We start from the raw sequence: 15,871 nt of genomic DNA, 5'->3' as shown, positions 1-15,871 counted from the left end.
GATGGCGGGCCAGCCCTCATTATTGCAGCTCTGACGGCGTGCGTGGTCGTGGCGCTCCCGTGACGAACCTGACCCATAATGCTTCCTTCCATTCCTGAAAAAGGATCGCACCATCAAACCGTGGGATCAAACACCTAGGCCAGCCTTTCCAGCAGATCGATTGCCGCTGACAGCCGCTCGTCGCTGTCGTCAATCGCGCGGCGCAGCAGCAGCCGGTGGTCTGACGGAACCTCCAGCTTCAGCGCCTTGGCCGTGGGTGAGAACTCGTCCAGATCGACGGCTTCGTCGAAATCCAGAGCAATCCCCTCGGGGCCTATGGTCACCTTCCGGATGCCAAGGGTCCCCGCCAGGCTGCGCAGGACCGTCGCCTTTAGAAGCATCGCCAGGGGTGCGGGCGGCGGGCCGAAGCGGTCGGCAATCTCGGCCTCCAGCGCCTCGACCTCCTCGGGCAGGGCGGCGCGGGCGAGGCGGTGATAAAGGTCGATCCGCGTCTCCGGCTCGGCCACGTGGTCTGGCGGGATCATGCCCGGCGCCCCGACGATCTGCGGCGGCGGAGGCGTGGCCTGCTCGCCCCGCGCATCGCGCAGGGCGGCGGCCAGCATCTCTTGGTAAAGACCCAGACCGACCTTCTGGACATGGCCAGCCTGACGGTCGCCCAGCAGGTCGCCCGCGCCGCGCCGGTCCAGATCGGCAGCGCTGATCGCCATGCCCGCACCCAGCCTGTCCAGCGCCTGCAGGGTTCCAAGCCGCTTGCGTGCGTCGTCCGACAGTTCCTCGTCGTCGCCGGTCAGAAGGTAGCAATAGGCCTGAACCGCCCCCCGCCCGACCCTGCCGCGCAGCTGGTGCAGCTGCGCCAGACCGAACAGCGCCGGGCGCATCACCAGCATGGTGTTGGCGCGGGCGACGTCCAGCCCGCTTTCGATGATTGCCGTCGCCAGCAGGATGTCGCCGTCGCCCTGCGCGAACCCCACCATCGTCCTGTCGATGTCCTTCGCGGGCAGGTCGCCATGCGCGATCCGCAGCGAGAAGTCGGGCAGCAGGTCGCGCAGCCGCTGCGCCGTGGGTTCGATATCCTCGACGCGCGGTACGACGACGAAGCTCTGACCGCCGCGGCGGCGTTCGCGGCGCAGCGCCTGGCGCAGCGTCGCATCGTCGTCGCCGCCGATCAGCGTACGGATGGGGCGGCGGCGCGCTGGCGGCGTCGTGATCAGGCTGAGATCCTGAAGCCCGACCAGCGCCCCCTGAAGCGTGCGCGGGATCGGCGTCGCGGTCATTGACAGCACGTGGCAGTCGCGGCCCAGGGCGCGCAGCTTCTGCTTCTGAGCGGTTCCGAAGCGCTGCTCTTCGTCGATGATCAGAAGGCCGAGGTCCGAAAAGCCGACGCCCTTGCCGACCAGGGCATGAGTGCCCACCGCGATGCGGATCGAGCCATCGGCCAGACCCTCGCGGACCTCGGCGGCGGGTTTGCCGGTGACAAGGCGCGACAGGTGGCCGATCTTGATGCCGAAGGCGGCGAAACGGCGCTGGAACGTCTCGGCATGCTGGCGCGCCAGCACCGTGGTGGGGGCGGCCACCGCCACCTGCCGGCCCGACAGGGCTGCGGCTGCGGCGGCGCGCAGCGCGATCTCGGTCTTGCCGAAGCCCACGTCACCCACCAGCAGCCGGTCCATCGGATGCCCTGCGGCCATGTCGCCCAAGGCCGCGCGCACCGCCGACAGCTGGTCCGGCGTGGCGGGAAACGGAAAGCGCGCGACGAAGCGTTCGAAGTCGCGCCCCGGCGGCACCAGCTTGGGTGCCGTCGCCTGCGACCGCTGCCGGGCCAGCGCGACAAGCTGCCCGGCCAGCTTCTCCAGCGCCTTCAGCGTGGCATCGCGCCGCTTGCGCCAGGCCGAGCCGCGCAGCCGGTCCAGCGTCACGCCCGCCTCGGCCGAACCATAGCGCCAGATCCGCCCCGCCTCGTGCGCGGGGACCAGCAGGCGTTCGTCATGGTCGAAGATCAGGCGGATCGCCTCATCGCTGTCCAGCGGCTCGATCCCGTCGAGCCGCGCAAGGCCGTGATCCTCGTGCACGACGACGTCGCCAAGCTGCAGCCCCGTCGCATGGACGTGCCAGGACGAGGGCACCGACGACAGGTCGTCGGGCACCTGGGCGCGGCTGCCCAGAAGATCGGATGCGGTGACGACGGCCAGATCGTCGGTGACATGGCCCGCGGCCAGATCGGCGACCAGGACGGCGCTGTCCTGCGCCATGGCCTGGGACCAGTCGGCCACCGGCTGCGGTTCCCGCCCGCCCGCCTGCGTCACCATCCGCTGCAGGCGCCTGCGCTCGGCTTCGGAATGGGCGGTCAGGATGATACGTCGCTCGGCCTCTGTCTGAGCGTCCAGGAAGCGCGACAGCCGGTTCCGCGGGCGGCGTTCGGCAGCGAAGGCGGGGACGGGCTGCCCCCCGGCCTTCGGGAGCAGGTCGGCCCGCTGCACGCAGGCGTCCCAGGCACCCGCGTCCAAATAGAGCGCATCCGCCGCAAGCGGATCGCCACCGCCCTCGGCCGCATCCGCGCGGGCCTCGGCGATGCGGTCCAGCAGGGTGCGACCGGCATCCGGCACGGCGTCCGACATCGACAGTCGCGCATCTGGCAGATGATCCGCCACGGTGGAAAGCGACGGATAGGCCTTCGGCAGACGGTGTTCGGCGCCCCGGCCGCGATCCTCGTCATCGGCGGGAAGCTCGGTCACCGGGACCAGGTCCAGCGTCTCGACCTCGCTCAGCGACCGCTGAGAGACAGGGTCAAAGCGGCGGATCACGGTCACCTTGCCGTCGGACAGTTCGATCCGGCAGGGCAGGGGGGCGCCGCCGGGGAAGACTTCGATCGTGGTGCCGTGGAAGGCGACCTCGCCGGGCTCGTCGATGCGCTCGTCCTCCTCATAGCCTGCGCCGGTGCAGAAATCCCGCAGTGCGGGCAGGTCCAGCGCCTGCCCCGCCCGGACGCCGAAGCTGCGGATGGCCGACGGGGGCGGCAGCCGCTGCAGCATGGTCTGCACGGTCATGACCACGACCAGGTCCGGGGAGGGGTCCTGCAGGCGGTGCAGGACCGCCATGCGCCGCCCCATCGCCCCCGGCGTGGGCGAGGCGCTGTCGAAGGGCAGGCAGTCCCATGGCGGCAGGCACAGCACCGGGCGGTCGGGCAGCACCCCCGCCAGGAAGCGAGCGAGTTCCTCGGCGCGACGTTCGCCATCGGTGACATGGAGGGTGGGCGCCTCGGCATCAAGGCGCTTGAGCAGGGCGACGGCCTCTGCGGCGATCGGGTCGTGGTCGTTCATGGAGTCCTCTGGTCCGGGATCGGCCAGGGCATCCGCCGTCTTGGGCCTTGCAGCCGCAATTCGCTGACAGGCGCTTTTGTTCCGGCGGCGGGTCTACTCGGGAAGGATGCGCGGCGGCGCGGTCAAGACGGCATGGACCGCCGTGCCGGTCGCGGGCAGGGGGCCGGGCGGCCGTCGCGCCAGCAGCAGCGCCTGTCCCGCACGCAAGTGGAGCAGGTCGTTGCGGACGTCCTCGATCACGGCGGGGATGACGGTGGTACCCAGCAGGCCCTCGGGCGGCGACAGGGCGACCAGCACCGTCGCGGCGTCGATCCGCAGGCGCAGCGCCAGGGGCGGGGCGTGGGCGCTGATGGAGATGGGTCCGGCGGGCGTGTCCAGATGTGCGACGTTGGCGCGGTAATCGCGCAGCGTCGCGCGAAGGGTGACGCCGGGGGCTTTGTCCAGCGGCAGGTTCTGGGCGGCGACGCGGCCCCGGTCCAGGTGCACGACCGTCGTGGCCAGACGCGCAACCTCCTCGGCTGAGTGGCTGACATAGAGGATCGGGATCCGCGTCACATCACGCAGCCTCTCGAACCAGGGCAGGATCTCGGACCGGCGGGCCCGGTCCAGCGCGGCCATCGGTTCGTCCATCAGCAGAAGGCGCGGTCGGGACAAGAGCGCGCGGCCAAGCGCCACGCGCTGCGCCTCACCGCCTGACAGTGCCGCCGGGCGGCGCGACAGCAGCGCGCCGAGGCCCAGAAGATCGACGATCTCGGCCAGGCCGGGGCCGTCGCCCCTGCCGAACCACCGGCCATAGAGCAGGTTCTGCCTGACGCTGAGGTGCGGAAACAGCCGGGCATCCTGAAAGACATAGCCCGCGCGCCGCCGGTGGGGTGGCAGGTCGATGCCGGCGCGGCGGTCCAGAAGGATGGTGCCGTCGACCTCGATCCGGCCGGCGTCAGGCGTCAAGAGACCCGCGACGGCGTTCACCACAGTGGTCTTGCCTGCCCCGGACGGGCCGAAGAGGGCCGTCACCCCCGGCGGCGCCTGGAAGGCGACATCCAGCCGGAACGCACCCAGGCTGTGCGCGATGCTGACCGACAGGCTCATGCGCCGACCCGGCGGGCGGCGGCGCGGGCCAGCCACTCGGACAGAAGCAGCGCCGCCATCGACACCCCGATGGCGACCAGCACCAGCCGGCCGGCCTGCGCCTCGGCCCCCGGCACCTGAAGCCGGGTATAGATGGCCGAGGGCAGGGTCTGGGTCTGGCCGGGAATGTTCGACACGAAGGTGATCGTGGCGCCGAATTCCCCCATCGCCTTGGCGAAGGCCAGCACCGACCCTGCCAGAACGCCCGGCAGGATCAGCGGCAGCGTGACCGTCAGGAAGACCCAGGGGCGCGACGCGCCAAGGGTGGCGGCGGCCTGTTCAAGCCGCGGGTCAACCGCCTCGATCGACAGGCGGATGGCGCGGACCATCAGCGGAAAGGCCATGACCGCGGCGGCCAGCGCGGCACCGGTCCAGCGGAAGGCGAAGACGACGCCCAAGGGCTCCAGCCACTGGCCGATCGCGCCTTGCCGACCGAAGGCCAGCAGAAGCAGATAACCGGTCACCACCGGCGGCAGGATCAGCGGCAGATGCACCAGCATGTTCAGCGCCTGCCGTCCCGGAAAGCGCCACCGCGCCAGCGCATGCGCCGTCAGCACGCCCAGAGGCAGGCTGCAGAGCACCGCCCAGCCCGACACCTTCAGGCTGAGCGCAACGGCCTGCCATTCCTCGGGCGAAAGCCAGTCAGGGGGCAAGGGTGAAGCCTTGGTCGCGGAATACCTGCTGCGCCGCCGGGGCCGACAGCGCGTCAAGGAAGGCCCGGTCCGCCGGATCATCCGAGCCGGTCAGCAGCGCCACCGGATAGGTGATCGCGGGGTGGCTGTCCGCGGGAAAGGTGCCCATGACCGAAACGCCCGGATCGGCAGCCGCGTCGGTGGCGTAGACGACGCCTAATGGCGCCTCGCCGGTCGAGACCAGCGCCAGCGCCGCGCGCACGTTGTCGGCCTGCGCCACGTGGTCTGCGACCCCGTCCCACAACCCCAGGCTGGTCAGCGCCGCCTTGCCGTACTGCCCAGCCGGCACCGAATCGACCAGCGCCATCGCCAGCCGCCCCCCGTCCAGAAGCTGCGGCAGGTCCAGTCTGGGCCCGATCCGGACCGGCTGGCTGTCCGGATTGCCCGAGACCAGCACCAGCGCATTGCCCAGCAGATCGGCGCGGGTGCCGGGGACGATCATCCCCTCGGCCTCGACCACGTCCATCCACTCGGCCGAGGCCGACAGGAAGATATCGGCCGGGGCGCCTTGGATGATCTGCCGTGCCAGCAGGTTCGATCCCGCCAGCACCAGCGTCACGTCATGGCCGGTCTCTGCCTCGAAATCCGCCGCGATGCGATCAAGGGCGGTCTTCATCGCCGCCGCCGCGAAGACCGTCACCTCGTCGGCCAGCGACGGTGCGGCCGCGGCCAAGGTCAGGACGGTGCAGGTGGCGACGAACTTCATGGCGCGGCTCCAGTATCGTTATATTCGGACGGAAACATCGCCCCGATCCGCGCGTCGGGCAAGCCCTTTCTGCCGCGCCCCTGCCGAACAGGCCGCTTTGGCGGTTGACTCTGACGCGCGGGTGTATAGAAGGCGGCATTCATACGAATTCCACGGGGTTTGCGGCGCGCGATTGCCCCGAAGCAGGAGCGATTAACATGGCGAAGCCGACCACCATCAAGATCCGGCTGAACTCGACCGCCGGCACGGGTCATTTCTATGTGACCAAGAAGAACGCCCGCACGATGACGGAAAAGATGACCGTTCGCAAATATGACCCGGTCGTCCGTCAGCATGTCGAGTACAAGGAAGGCAAGATCAAGTAAGATCTGCCCGACAGTCGATGCCGAAGGGGCTGCCTCCGACCGGATGGCGGCCCCTTCGCATGTCTGCGGTGGGGAACTGGCGCCGCTGCGCCAGCGTTGCCAAGGCTGCGCCTTGAACGACGGACCCCGCCATGATCATTTCTCCTCCTGTCGCCGCCTTGCCCCGCTGCCCGGTCAAGGCCCTGCTGGGCCGGCCTGGCGGCGCCTTGGCCTTGCTGACCGGATCGAGCGGCGGCTTCCCGCGCCGGCCGGGGGCGATGATGGCGCTCTGGCCCGACGGAACACGCGTCGGCCGCCTAGGGGCGGGGTGCATCGATGCCGATATCGCGGCGCATCTCGACCGTCCCGGTCCCGTGACGCGTCTGGTCTATGGCCAGGGGGGGCCGGTCGATCTGCCGCTGCCCTGCGGCGGCCAGGTCCAGATCGCCTTGCTTCACCGCCCCGACCCGGACTGGCTGGGCGCGATCTGGGACGACCGCATCCGTCGGCGCACGGGCGAATGGTGCCTGAACCTGAAGGATGGGGGCCTCTGCCGCGACAGCGCGCCCGGCCCCGATGATTTCCATCTTCGCCTGCCGCCGCCGCCGGCGTTCCAGATCCACGGCGAGGGGGACGAGGCGCAGGCCCTGACCGCCCTGGTCGGCGCGCTGGAGCTTCCCTGCCTCGGGGCCGAGGCCACGCCCGACGCCCACAGCGCCGTGGTGACGCTGTTTCACGACCACGACCGAGAGCTTCCGGCCCTGATCCGCGGGCTGTCGTCGGACGCATTCTATGTCGGCGCGCTCGGTTCATCGCGCGCCCAGGCTGCCCGTCTTCAGGCGCTGCGCCAGGCGGGCGTTCCGTCCGACCGTCTGGAACGGCTGCGTGGCCCGATCGGCGTGACCGCCCCGGCCCGCGACCCGCGGCTGATCGCCGCCTCGACCCTGACCGAGATCCTCGCCGTCCACGAGGCCGTCACCGGATGATCCGGGCCGGGTTGCTGCTGGCCGCTGGCGCGTCGCGGCGGTTCGGCCCCGACGACAAGCTGCTGGCCCGCCTGCGCGGCCGTCCACTGCTGTTGCATGCCGCCGATGCGCTGCGCCAGGTGCCGCTGGACCGGTACGTCGCCGTCATCAGCAACCCCAGCCTCGGGCCGCTGCTGGAGGGGTTCGAGGTGATCGTCATCCCCCAGGGCGGGCAATCCGACAGCCTGAGGGCGGGCCTGGCGCATCTGGACCACCCGGACAGGCTGCTGATCGTGCTGGGCGACATGCCCGACGTTACGCCCTCGCTCCTGTCGCAAGTGTTGGCCCATGCCAGTGACGACGGCCCCAGTGCCAGCCATGACGGTCAGCACCCGATGCCCCCGGCCTGCTTCCCGCGCAGCCAGCTTCCGTTGCTGGCGGCGCTGTCAGGTGACCGGGGCGCGGCTCGGCTGCTGCGCGACCTGCCGCCGGAACGGCTGATCGCAGCCCCGGGCCAACTGAGAGATATCGACCGCCCCGACCAGATCTAGGTCTCGATCCAGCACGGGGAGGGGGGTGCGGGGGGACGCGTAGTCCCCCCGCGCGTCCGCGGGACGCAACCTATCCCAACACCTCGGCGATTGACTCGGCCGTGACCTCGACGATGCGGTCGGCCTCGTCGCGCGTCAGGCACAGCGGCGGGGCAAAGCCCAGGATATCGCCCTGCGGCATGGCCCGTGCGATAACGCCGCGCTTCAGCATGGCCGCCACGACCTTGGCGCCCTTGCCTTCTGACGCGTCGAAGAAGCGGCGGGCATCGCGATCCGCGACCAGTTCCACCGCGCACAGCATCCCCTCGCCGCGCACGTCGCCGACATGGGCATGATCGCCCACCGCCGCCTGCATCCGCTCGTTCAGATAGGCGCCGACGGTGCCCGCGTTCTCGACCAGCCCCAGGCTGTCGATCAGCTTCAGGTTCGCGACGCCCGCCGCCGCGCCGATGGGATGGGCCGAATAGGTCCAGCCGTGGCCCAGCACGCCATTCTCGTCAGTGCCACGCTCCAGCACGTCCCACATCTTCTGGCCGACGATGGATGCCGACAGCGGCGCATAGGCGCTGGTCAGTCCCTTGGCGCTGGTGATCAGGTCGGGCTTCAGGCCGTAATGGTCCGACCCGAACATCGTCCCAAGCCGCCCGAACCCGGTCACGACCTCATCGGCGATCAGCAGGATGTCATGGGCCTCCAGTACCGCCTGGATCGCCTCCCAGTATCCGGCGGGAGGCGGGACGATGCCGCCGGTGCCCAGCACGGGTTCCCCGATAAAGGCGGCGATGGTGTCGGCGCCCTCGGCCTCGATCAGCGCCTCCAGCTTCTCGACGCAGTATCCCACGAAGTCGCCCTCAGACATGGATGCGTCGGGGCGGCGGAAGTAATAGGGCGCCTCGGTGTGGATCACCTGGTCCAGCGGCAGGTCGAACTTCTTGTGGAACAGCTCAAGCCCGGTCAGCGACCCGGTGACCAGGCCCGAGCCGTGATATCCGCGCCAGCGGCTGATGATCTTCTTTTTCTTCGGGCGGCCCAAGATGTTGTTGTAGTACCAGACCAGCTTGATGTTCGTCTCGTTCGCGTCGGACCCGCCAAGGCCGAAATAGACCCGCGCCATGCCTTCCGGCGCGCGGTCCATGACCATCTTCGACAGCGTGATCGACGCCTCCGACCCGTGGCCGGCATAGGCGTGGTAATAGGACAGATCGCGCGCCTGCGCGGCGATGGCCTCTGCGATCTCTTGCCGGCCATAGCCTACGTTCACGCAGTAAAGCCCCGCGAAACCGTCCAGCAGGCGGTTGCCGTCGCGGTCGGTGATATGGGCGCCCTCACCGCCGGTCACGATCCGCTGCGGCGCCTCGCCGCGCGCGAACTGCGCCAGATGGGTCGAGGGGTGCATGAAGTTCTCGCGGTCCCATTTCGCCAGTTCGTCATTCGTCAGCATCGCATCTCTCCTCATGCCCAGTCGCGGCAAACATACTTGATTTCGGTAAAGGCCTCGAGGCCCTGCCGGGCACCCTCGCGGCCCAGCCCGGACTGCTTCATCCCGCCGAACGGGATCGGCGCGCCGGTGACCTTGGTGCGGTTGACGGCGACCATGCCGTATTGCAACGCCCGGCTGACCCGATAGATCCGGCGCGGGTCCTGACTGTGGACATAGGCGATCAGCCCGTATTCGCTGGCGTTCGCGCGGGCGACGACCTCCTCCTCGGTGTCGAAGGGCGACAGCGCCGCGACCGGGCCGAAGGTCTCCTCGCGCATGATGGCGGCCTCGTCGGTGACGTCGGCCAGGACGGTCGGCTTGAAGAACAGCGGGCCCAGATCGGCCGCGACCTCGCCGCCGGTCAGGATGCGCGCGCCATGTGCCACCGCATCCTGGACATGCGCCACCTGTTTGGCCACCTGCCGATCATGGACCAGCGGGCCAAGGTCGGCGTCCTGCATCCCCGGCGCCAGAGTCAGCCTTTCGACTGCCGCCGTGAATCGCGTGCAGAAGTCGTCATAGACGTCGCGGTGGATATAAAACCTGTTGGCGCCAAGGCAGTCCTGACCCGAGGTCGCGAACTTGGCCTTCACGGCCTCGGCCACGGCGCGGTCCAGATCGGCACTGGGGAAGACGATGAAGGGCGCGTGACCGCCCAGCTCCATCACCAGCCGCTTCACCGTGTCGGCCGACTGGCGATAGAGCAGCCGCCCGACCTCGGTCGAGCCGGTGAAGGACAGCGCCCGCACCCGTGCATCCGCCGTCCACTCGCCCACGATCGTCGCCGCGTCGCCGATGACCGTGTTCACGACGCCTGACGGAAAGCCCGCCCGCTGCGCCAGCACCGCCAGGGCCAGCGCCGAAAGCGGCGTTTCGGCCGAGGGATGGATGACCACGGTGCAGCCTGCCCCAAGCGCGGCAGCGGCCTTGCGGGTAATCATCGCGCAGGGGAAGTTCCAGGGCGTCACCAGCGCCGCGACGCCGACGGGTTCGCGCCACAGCTCCATCTCGGCGTCGGGCAGGTGGCTGGTCACGCCTTCGATGTTCGGGCGCAAGGCTTCTTCGGCATAGAACTGCACGAAGCTGGCGGCATAGTCGATCTCTCCGCGCGCCTCGCTGATGGGCTTGCCCTGTTCCGCGACCATGATGCGGGCCAGATCCTCCTTGGCGCCGACGATCAGCGCGTGCCAGCGGTGCAGGATGTCGGCGCGGTGCTGGGGCAGCATCGCCGCCCAAGCCGGGAACGCCGTCTGCGCCGCATTGACGGCCGCGCGGGCGCCATTCGCGTCGCTGATCGCCACCTGCGCCACAAGGCCGCCGGTCGCGGGGTCCCGGACGGCCAGACGACCTTCGGCGGGAAAGTCGCCTCGGCCGGGCAGCAGCCCTTGGTCGCTCAGGCGTTCGGGCAGCGGGCTGTGATGATCGTCGAACATGGTCACCTCCTTGTCCCGTGGAAGATGGGGCAGGGTGGGCAGGCGATTTCCCTGATGATCGCGCCGGGAGCAGAGGATTCCTCTGCACACAGGGTGGCGACCCGAGGATTCCTCTCAGCCCAGAAGGGCGGTCGCCGGGGCCTCGTCCTTGACGGGCTTGGTGACGATATAGCTGAAATACCGCCTGACCCCGGCGCGGCTCTCCAGCAGCCCGTCCATCAGGTCCTGGAACGCGCCGACGTCGCGGGCGACGACCTGCAGCAGATAGTCGTAGCCCCCGCCGATGGCCCAGCAGCCGGTCACGGCCTCCATCCGCGCGACGGTGCGTTCGAAGATCTGGAAGCTTTCGGCGCGGTGGCTGTCCAGTTCGACCGTGACGAAGACCTGGACGTGCGGGCCAATGGCGGCCAGGTCGATCTGGGCGCGGTAGCCGCGGATCAGGCCCGCCTGCTCCAACCGCTTCATGCGGTCCCAGCAGGGCGTCGGCGACAGGTTCACCCGCGCCGCCAGTTCGGTCTTGGCGATGCGGCCTTCGCGCGACAGGGTCGCGAGGATGGCGATGTCGCGGTCGTCGAGGCGGGGCGCGCGCGGTGTCATGCACCGGTTGTTTCCGGCGGCGGGTCAGTTGTCAATCTGGACAACCGGCGGCTGCGGGGCGATCCTGCAACACATGTCGCACTGGCCGTTACGACGCGAGGACATCTCTCGCCCCGCCTATCGCAGCCTTGCCCAAGGGATCGCCGCGGCGATCGACGCGGGCAGCCTGCGGCCCGGCCAGCGCCTGCCGCCGCACCGCGACCTGGCGTGGCAGCTGGGCGTCAGCGTCCAGACCGTCAGCCGCGCATACGAGGAGTTGATCCGCGCGGACCTGATCTCGGGCGAGGTGGGGCGGGGCAGCTTCGTGAAGTCGGGGCCGCGAGAGACGATCGAGGTGCCGTGGTTCCGCGCCCCCACCGACCGGCCGCCGATCGACCTGTCGATGATGACCCCGGTCCGCCTGCCGCAGATCAGGCAGGCCTGGGCCGACACGATGGTGCGGCTGTCGGACCGGCTGCCCGACCCGGCGATGCTGTCTTTTCGCCCGCGCCAGACAATGTCGCTTTATGGCGGCATGGCTGCGGCTTGGCTGGCGCGCTGCGGGATGGTGGTCCCGGCGCAGCGCATTCTGATCACCAACGGCACGACGCCGGCGATGTTCGTGGCGCTGATGACGGTGGCGCAGCCCGGCGACATCGTCGCGACCGAGGCCGCCACCTGCCACACACTGCGCCCCGCCGCGCAGGCGCTGCACCTGCGGCTGAGGGGCATCCCCGGCGACGACCGCGGCATGGACCCCGATGCCCTGATCGCGGCGGCGCGCGCCTCGGGCGGGCGGATGCGGGCGGTGTTCCTGCTGCCTTCGGGCGGGGGGCCGCATGCGCGGATCATCGATCGCGACCGGCGCGAGGCGCTGGCGCAGGCCGCGACCGCCGCCGGGCTGATGATCCTGGAAAGCGACCCCACCGGCCCGATGCCGCCCCGCCGCCCGCCGGCGCTGTCCAGTTTCGCGCCCGACCGCAGTTTCTATTTCACTGGCCTGTCGAAGTGCCTGTCACCGGGACTGCGGCTGGGTTTTCTGGCCATGCCCGAAGATCGGGCAGAGATCGCGCTGAACCGGCACCTGTCGATGTCGTGGATGGCGACGCCCCTGATGGCCGAGATCGCGCAGGACTGGATCACCGGCGGCACCGCCGATGCACTTCTGGCGGCGCAGCGGGTCGAGCTGGCCGCGCGCAACCGGCTCGCCGCGCGAGTCCTGGGCCCCCGGGCGCAGGGCTTCCTGCACGGGCTGCACCGCTGGCTGCCGCTGCCCGACGGCTGCGACGAGGCCGACCTGCTGGCCCAAGCCCTGTCGCATCAGGTGGCGCTGGCGCCGGGCGCGGGCTTTGCCATGCTGCCGTCGGGCCCGGCGCTGCGGCTGTCGCTCGGTGGGGTGCCGATGCGCGATCTGGAGCAGGCGCTGCGCATCGTTTCGGCAATCCTGCCCCCCGACAGCCGCATCTGAAACCGGGTCCTGCGCCCGTCGGTTTGACACCCCGGCCTGAAATTGTCATGATTTAATATACGAATTGACTTGGAATCCGCTTCGCCCGAACTCTCGGGCCAAGCAGGAACGGGCCAACCGGGTCCGAATCCGCAAACCCCAGGGGCCGCCGGCGAACGCGCCGAGACGGCCCCGACACAGGAGGTGACCATGACCATCAAGACCATGACGACCGCCAGCCTTGCCGCCCTGATCCTGGGTTCGGGCACCGCGATGGCAGACACCTGGCGCTATGCCTTCGAGGAGGCCCTGGACGAGGTGCAGGGCGTCTTCGCCCAGAAGTTCAAGGAAGAGGTCGAGGCCAATTCCGACCATGAGGTGCAGTTGTTCCCGTTCGGAACACTGGGGGAATCCGACAACATCCTGGAACAGACCCAGTCCGGCATCCTGCAGTTCGTGAACCAGTCGCCCGGCTTCACCGGCGCGCTGATCCCCGAGGCGCAGGTCTTCTTCGTCCCCTACCTGCTGCCCGAGGATCAGGACCAGCTGGTCAGCTTTTTCCGCAACTCCGAAACGATCAACAACATCTTCCCCGAGCTTTATGCCGAACAGGGGCTGGAACTGTTGACCATGTATCCTGAAGGCGAGGTCATGCTGACCACCCAGGAGCCGGTCACCAGCCCCGAGGATCTGGCCGACACCAAGGTGCGCGTGATGACGAACCCGCTGCTGGTCGAAAGCTACAAGGCGTTCGGCGCGACGCCCACGCCGCTGCCATGGGGCGAGGTTTATGGCGGCCTGCAGACCGGCATCATCGACGGTCAGGAAAACCCGGCCTTCTTCATCGAGTCGACCAACATGTACGAGGTGACGGACCACATCACCCGTCTGGGCCACAACAACTTCACGACCGCGCTGATGGCCAACAAGGACTTCTATGACGGCCTGCCCGAGGAGGACCAGCAGGTCATCCAGAACGCGACCGACGCGGCCTTCGAGCACATCATCGAATACCAGCAGGGCCTGACTCAGGAGTCGCTCGACAAGATCATGGAGGCCAAACCCTCGATGACCATCACCGAGCTGACCGAGGAGCAGCGCGCCCCGTTCCGCGAAACCGCCGGCGAGGTCGAGAAAACCTTCCTCGAGATCGGCGGCGACCGTGCGCAAGAGGTGCTGGACCAGATGAAGGCCGACCTCGAAGCCGCCGCGAACAGCTGATCGCGGGTCCTGCCGGAACCGGGCGCCGTCGCGGCCGGTTCCCTTGCAACACCCAGATGGACAGGTGGTCATGCAGCCAGACACAAGCCCGCGCAGCCGAGAGCCCGACGATCCCCTTCTGGCAGAGCCGGTGGCAGCCCCGGACGATATCGACGATTCGCTCTATCGTTCGGACCTGCCGGGGCCCTTGGGGACGCTGGACCAGGCCATCGCGCGGGTCGAGGCCGTGATGCTGGCCTTTGGTGTGCTGGCGATGGCCACCAACACGGTCGCGAACGTGGTCGGGCGTTTCGGCTTCGGCCAGTCGCTCTATTTCTCGGAAGAGGTGAACCAGGCGCTGATCGTGCTGATCACCTTCGCGGGCCTGTCCTATGCCGCGCGGCACGGGCGCCACATCCGCATGTCGGCGATCCTGGACGCGCTGCCTTATGGCATGCGCAAGGCCGGGATGGTCATCATCTCGGCGCTGACGGCGGCGCTGCTGCTGCTTCTGGCGTGGTACGCCCTCACCTATGTCCAGACGCAAGCCAGCCGGGGCCGGGTGCTGCCGGCGCTGCGCATCCCGCAGTGGTGGATCATCGTCTGGGCGCCTGCCGGGTTCTTCCTGACCGGCCTGCAATACGCGCTGACTGCGCTGAAGAACCTGACGCATGACGGCATCTGGCTGTCCACGGGTACTCAGGACGGCTATGACGCCGTCCCCGAAGAGGAGACCCGCCCATGACCGCCGCCATCCTGGGCACGATGGTCGTGCTTCTGATGCTGGGCTTTCCGATGATGGTGCCGCTGATCGTGGGGTCGATGGTCGGCTTCGTGGGTCTTTTTGGCGGCCTTGGCCAGCTGGAAACGCTGGTCCAGCAGGTCATCGCCGGCATCCAGCCCGCCAGCCTGATCGCGGTGCCGATGTTCATCTTCGCTGCCGACCTGATGACCCGCGGCCAGTCGGCGGAACGGCTGATCGACCTGGTCATGGCCTTCCTGGGCCACATGAAGGGCGGACTGGCGATTTCCACCGCCGGGGCCTGCACCATGTTCGGCGCCGTGTCCGGATCGACGCAGGCGACGGTGGTGGCCGTGGGCGGACCGCTGCGCCCGCGCCTGCTGAAGGCGGGCTACAGCGACAGCTTCACGCTGGCGCTGATCATCAACGCATCGGACATCGCCTTCCTGATCCCGCCCTCGATCGGCATGATCATCTATGGCGTGGTGTCCGGCACCTCCATCTCGGAACTCTTCATCGCGGGCATCGGGCCGGGGCTGCTGATCCTGCTGCTGTTCTCGGTCTATGCCTATGTCTATGCGGTCCGGAACAACGTGCCCACCGAGCCGCCGGCCACCTGGGCCGAACGCGGCCGCGCCATGCGGCGCGCGCTGTGGCCACTGGGGTTCCCGGTCATCATCATCGGCGGCATCTATGGCGGCGTCTTCTCACCGACCGAGGCCGCCGCCGCCTGCGTCCTCTATGCGCTGGTGCTGGAGATAGGGGTCTTCCGCGAACTGAGCATGAAGCAGCTTTATTCCACGGCGAAATCGACCGGACTGATCACCGCCGTCGTCTTCATCCTGGTCGGTGCCGGCACGGCCTTCAGCTATGTCATCAGCTTCGCGCAGATCCCGCAGGCGATCCTGGGCGGCATCGGCATCGATGGGATGGGGCCTTACGGGGTGCTGTTCACGATCTCGATCGCGTTCTTCATCGGCTGCATGTTCGTCGACCCTATCGTGGTGATCCTGATCCTGGTGCCGATCTTCGCGCCGGTGGTGCGGGACGCGGGCCTGGACCCGGTGCTGGTCGGCACCATCATCACGCTGCAGGTCGCCATCGGCAGTGCCACGCCGCCGTTCGGCTGCGACATCTTCACGGCTATCGCCGTCTTCAAGCGGCCCTATCTGGACGTGATCCGGGGCACCCCGCCCTTCATCCTGATCCTGCTGGGGGTCTCGGTCCTGCTGATCTTCGTGCCGCAGATCGCGCTGTTCCTGCGCGACCTCGCCTTCCCGGCATGAGGCG

General features: G+C 69.0%; 14 protein-coding genes. 7 read left to right on the top strand and 7 right to left on the bottom strand.

Translation table 11 applies throughout. The features are described 5' to 3' along the window. Positions 1-134: 134 nt before the first annotated feature. From OC184_RS03445 to modA, 4 genes are all read right to left on the bottom strand, one after another. Positions 135-3,317 (bottom strand): DEAD/DEAH box helicase, encoded by a 3,183-nt coding sequence (locus tag OC184_RS03445; protein ID WP_265505793.1) that lies wholly within the window; start codon positions 3,315-3,317, stop codon positions 135-137. A 93-nt stretch (positions 3,318-3,410) separates the two neighbouring features. After that, a complete protein-coding gene (gene modC / locus OC184_RS03440) occupies positions 3,411-4,406 on the bottom strand; it encodes a molybdenum ABC transporter ATP-binding protein (protein ID WP_265505792.1) in 996 nt (331 codons plus the stop codon). Continuing rightward, the gene (modB, locus tag OC184_RS03435; protein WP_265505791.1) at positions 4,403-5,098 is read right to left on the bottom strand and encodes a molybdate ABC transporter permease subunit; all 696 of its coding nucleotides are present in this window, start codon (positions 5,096-5,098) and stop codon (positions 4,403-4,405) included. The genes modC and modB overlap by 4 nt, the downstream gene beginning before the upstream one ends. Next, on the bottom strand, positions 5,088-5,843 hold the full coding sequence (gene modA, locus OC184_RS03430) for a molybdate ABC transporter substrate-binding protein (protein WP_265505790.1): 756 nt from the start codon (positions 5,841-5,843) through the stop codon (positions 5,088-5,090). Before modA ends, modB begins: the two co-directional genes overlap by 11 nt. Positions 5,844-6,040: 197 nt before the next feature. Here modA and rpmG point away from each other — a divergent pair, with 197 nt between their 5' ends. From rpmG to OC184_RS03415, 3 genes are all read left to right on the top strand, one after another. After that, positions 6,041-6,208 (top strand): 50S ribosomal protein L33, encoded by a 168-nt coding sequence (gene rpmG / locus OC184_RS03425; protein ID WP_022707377.1) that lies wholly within the window; start codon positions 6,041-6,043, stop codon positions 6,206-6,208. Positions 6,209-6,339: 131 nt separating this feature from the next. Continuing rightward, a complete protein-coding gene (locus OC184_RS03420) occupies positions 6,340-7,173 on the top strand; it encodes an XdhC family protein (protein WP_265505789.1) in 834 nt (277 codons plus the stop codon). Next, positions 7,170-7,703 (top strand): nucleotidyltransferase family protein, encoded by a 534-nt coding sequence (locus OC184_RS03415; RefSeq protein ID WP_265505788.1) that lies wholly within the window; start codon positions 7,170-7,172, stop codon positions 7,701-7,703. Before OC184_RS03420 ends, OC184_RS03415 begins: the two co-directional genes overlap by 4 nt. Before the next feature lie 70 nt (positions 7,704-7,773). Here OC184_RS03415 and OC184_RS03410 read toward each other — a convergent pair whose 3' ends face one another. The 3 genes from OC184_RS03410 to OC184_RS03400 form a co-directional block, all read right to left on the bottom strand. Beyond that, positions 7,774-9,144, bottom strand: a complete 1,371-nt coding sequence (locus OC184_RS03410; protein WP_265505787.1) for an aspartate aminotransferase family protein — start codon at positions 9,142-9,144, stop codon at positions 7,774-7,776. Positions 9,145-9,155: 11 nt separating this feature from the next. Continuing rightward, positions 9,156-10,616: an NAD-dependent succinate-semialdehyde dehydrogenase gene (locus OC184_RS03405; protein ID WP_265505786.1), complete on the bottom strand. Its 1,461-nt coding sequence runs from the start codon at positions 10,614-10,616 to the stop codon at positions 9,156-9,158. Positions 10,617-10,730: 114 nt separating this feature from the next. Next, positions 10,731-11,213, bottom strand: coding sequence for an Lrp/AsnC family transcriptional regulator (locus OC184_RS03400; protein WP_265505785.1), 483 nt, complete (start codon positions 11,211-11,213; stop codon positions 10,731-10,733). Between the two features lie 28 nt (positions 11,214-11,241). Between OC184_RS03400 and ehuR the strand changes: the two genes are divergently transcribed. The 4 genes from ehuR (at position 11,242) to OC184_RS03380 (ending at position 15,867) form a co-directional block, all read left to right on the top strand. Further along, complete coding sequence (gene ehuR, locus OC184_RS03395) at positions 11,242-12,660, top strand: MocR-like ectoine utilization transcription factor EhuR (protein WP_265505784.1); 1,419 nt, start codon at positions 11,242-11,244, stop codon at positions 12,658-12,660. Between the two features lie 189 nt (positions 12,661-12,849). Continuing rightward, positions 12,850-13,860, top strand: a complete 1,011-nt coding sequence (locus tag OC184_RS03390; protein ID WP_378926617.1) for a TRAP transporter substrate-binding protein — start codon at positions 12,850-12,852, stop codon at positions 13,858-13,860. A gap of 70 nt (positions 13,861-13,930) precedes the next feature. After that, a complete protein-coding gene (locus OC184_RS03385) occupies positions 13,931-14,584 on the top strand; it encodes a TRAP transporter small permease (protein WP_265505783.1) in 654 nt (217 codons plus the stop codon). Continuing rightward, complete coding sequence (locus OC184_RS03380; RefSeq protein WP_265505782.1) at positions 14,581-15,867, top strand: TRAP transporter large permease; 1,287 nt, start codon at positions 14,581-14,583, stop codon at positions 15,865-15,867. Before OC184_RS03385 ends, OC184_RS03380 begins: the two co-directional genes overlap by 4 nt. Positions 15,868-15,871: the final 4 nt, after the last annotated feature.

Origin of the sequence: Paracoccus rhizosphaerae, from assembly GCF_026162645.1 — a bacterium.
Lineage (GTDB): Bacteria > Pseudomonadota > Alphaproteobacteria > Rhodobacterales > Rhodobacteraceae > Paracoccus > Paracoccus rhizosphaerae.
This window is presented reverse-complemented; position numbering and strand designations above follow the sequence as displayed.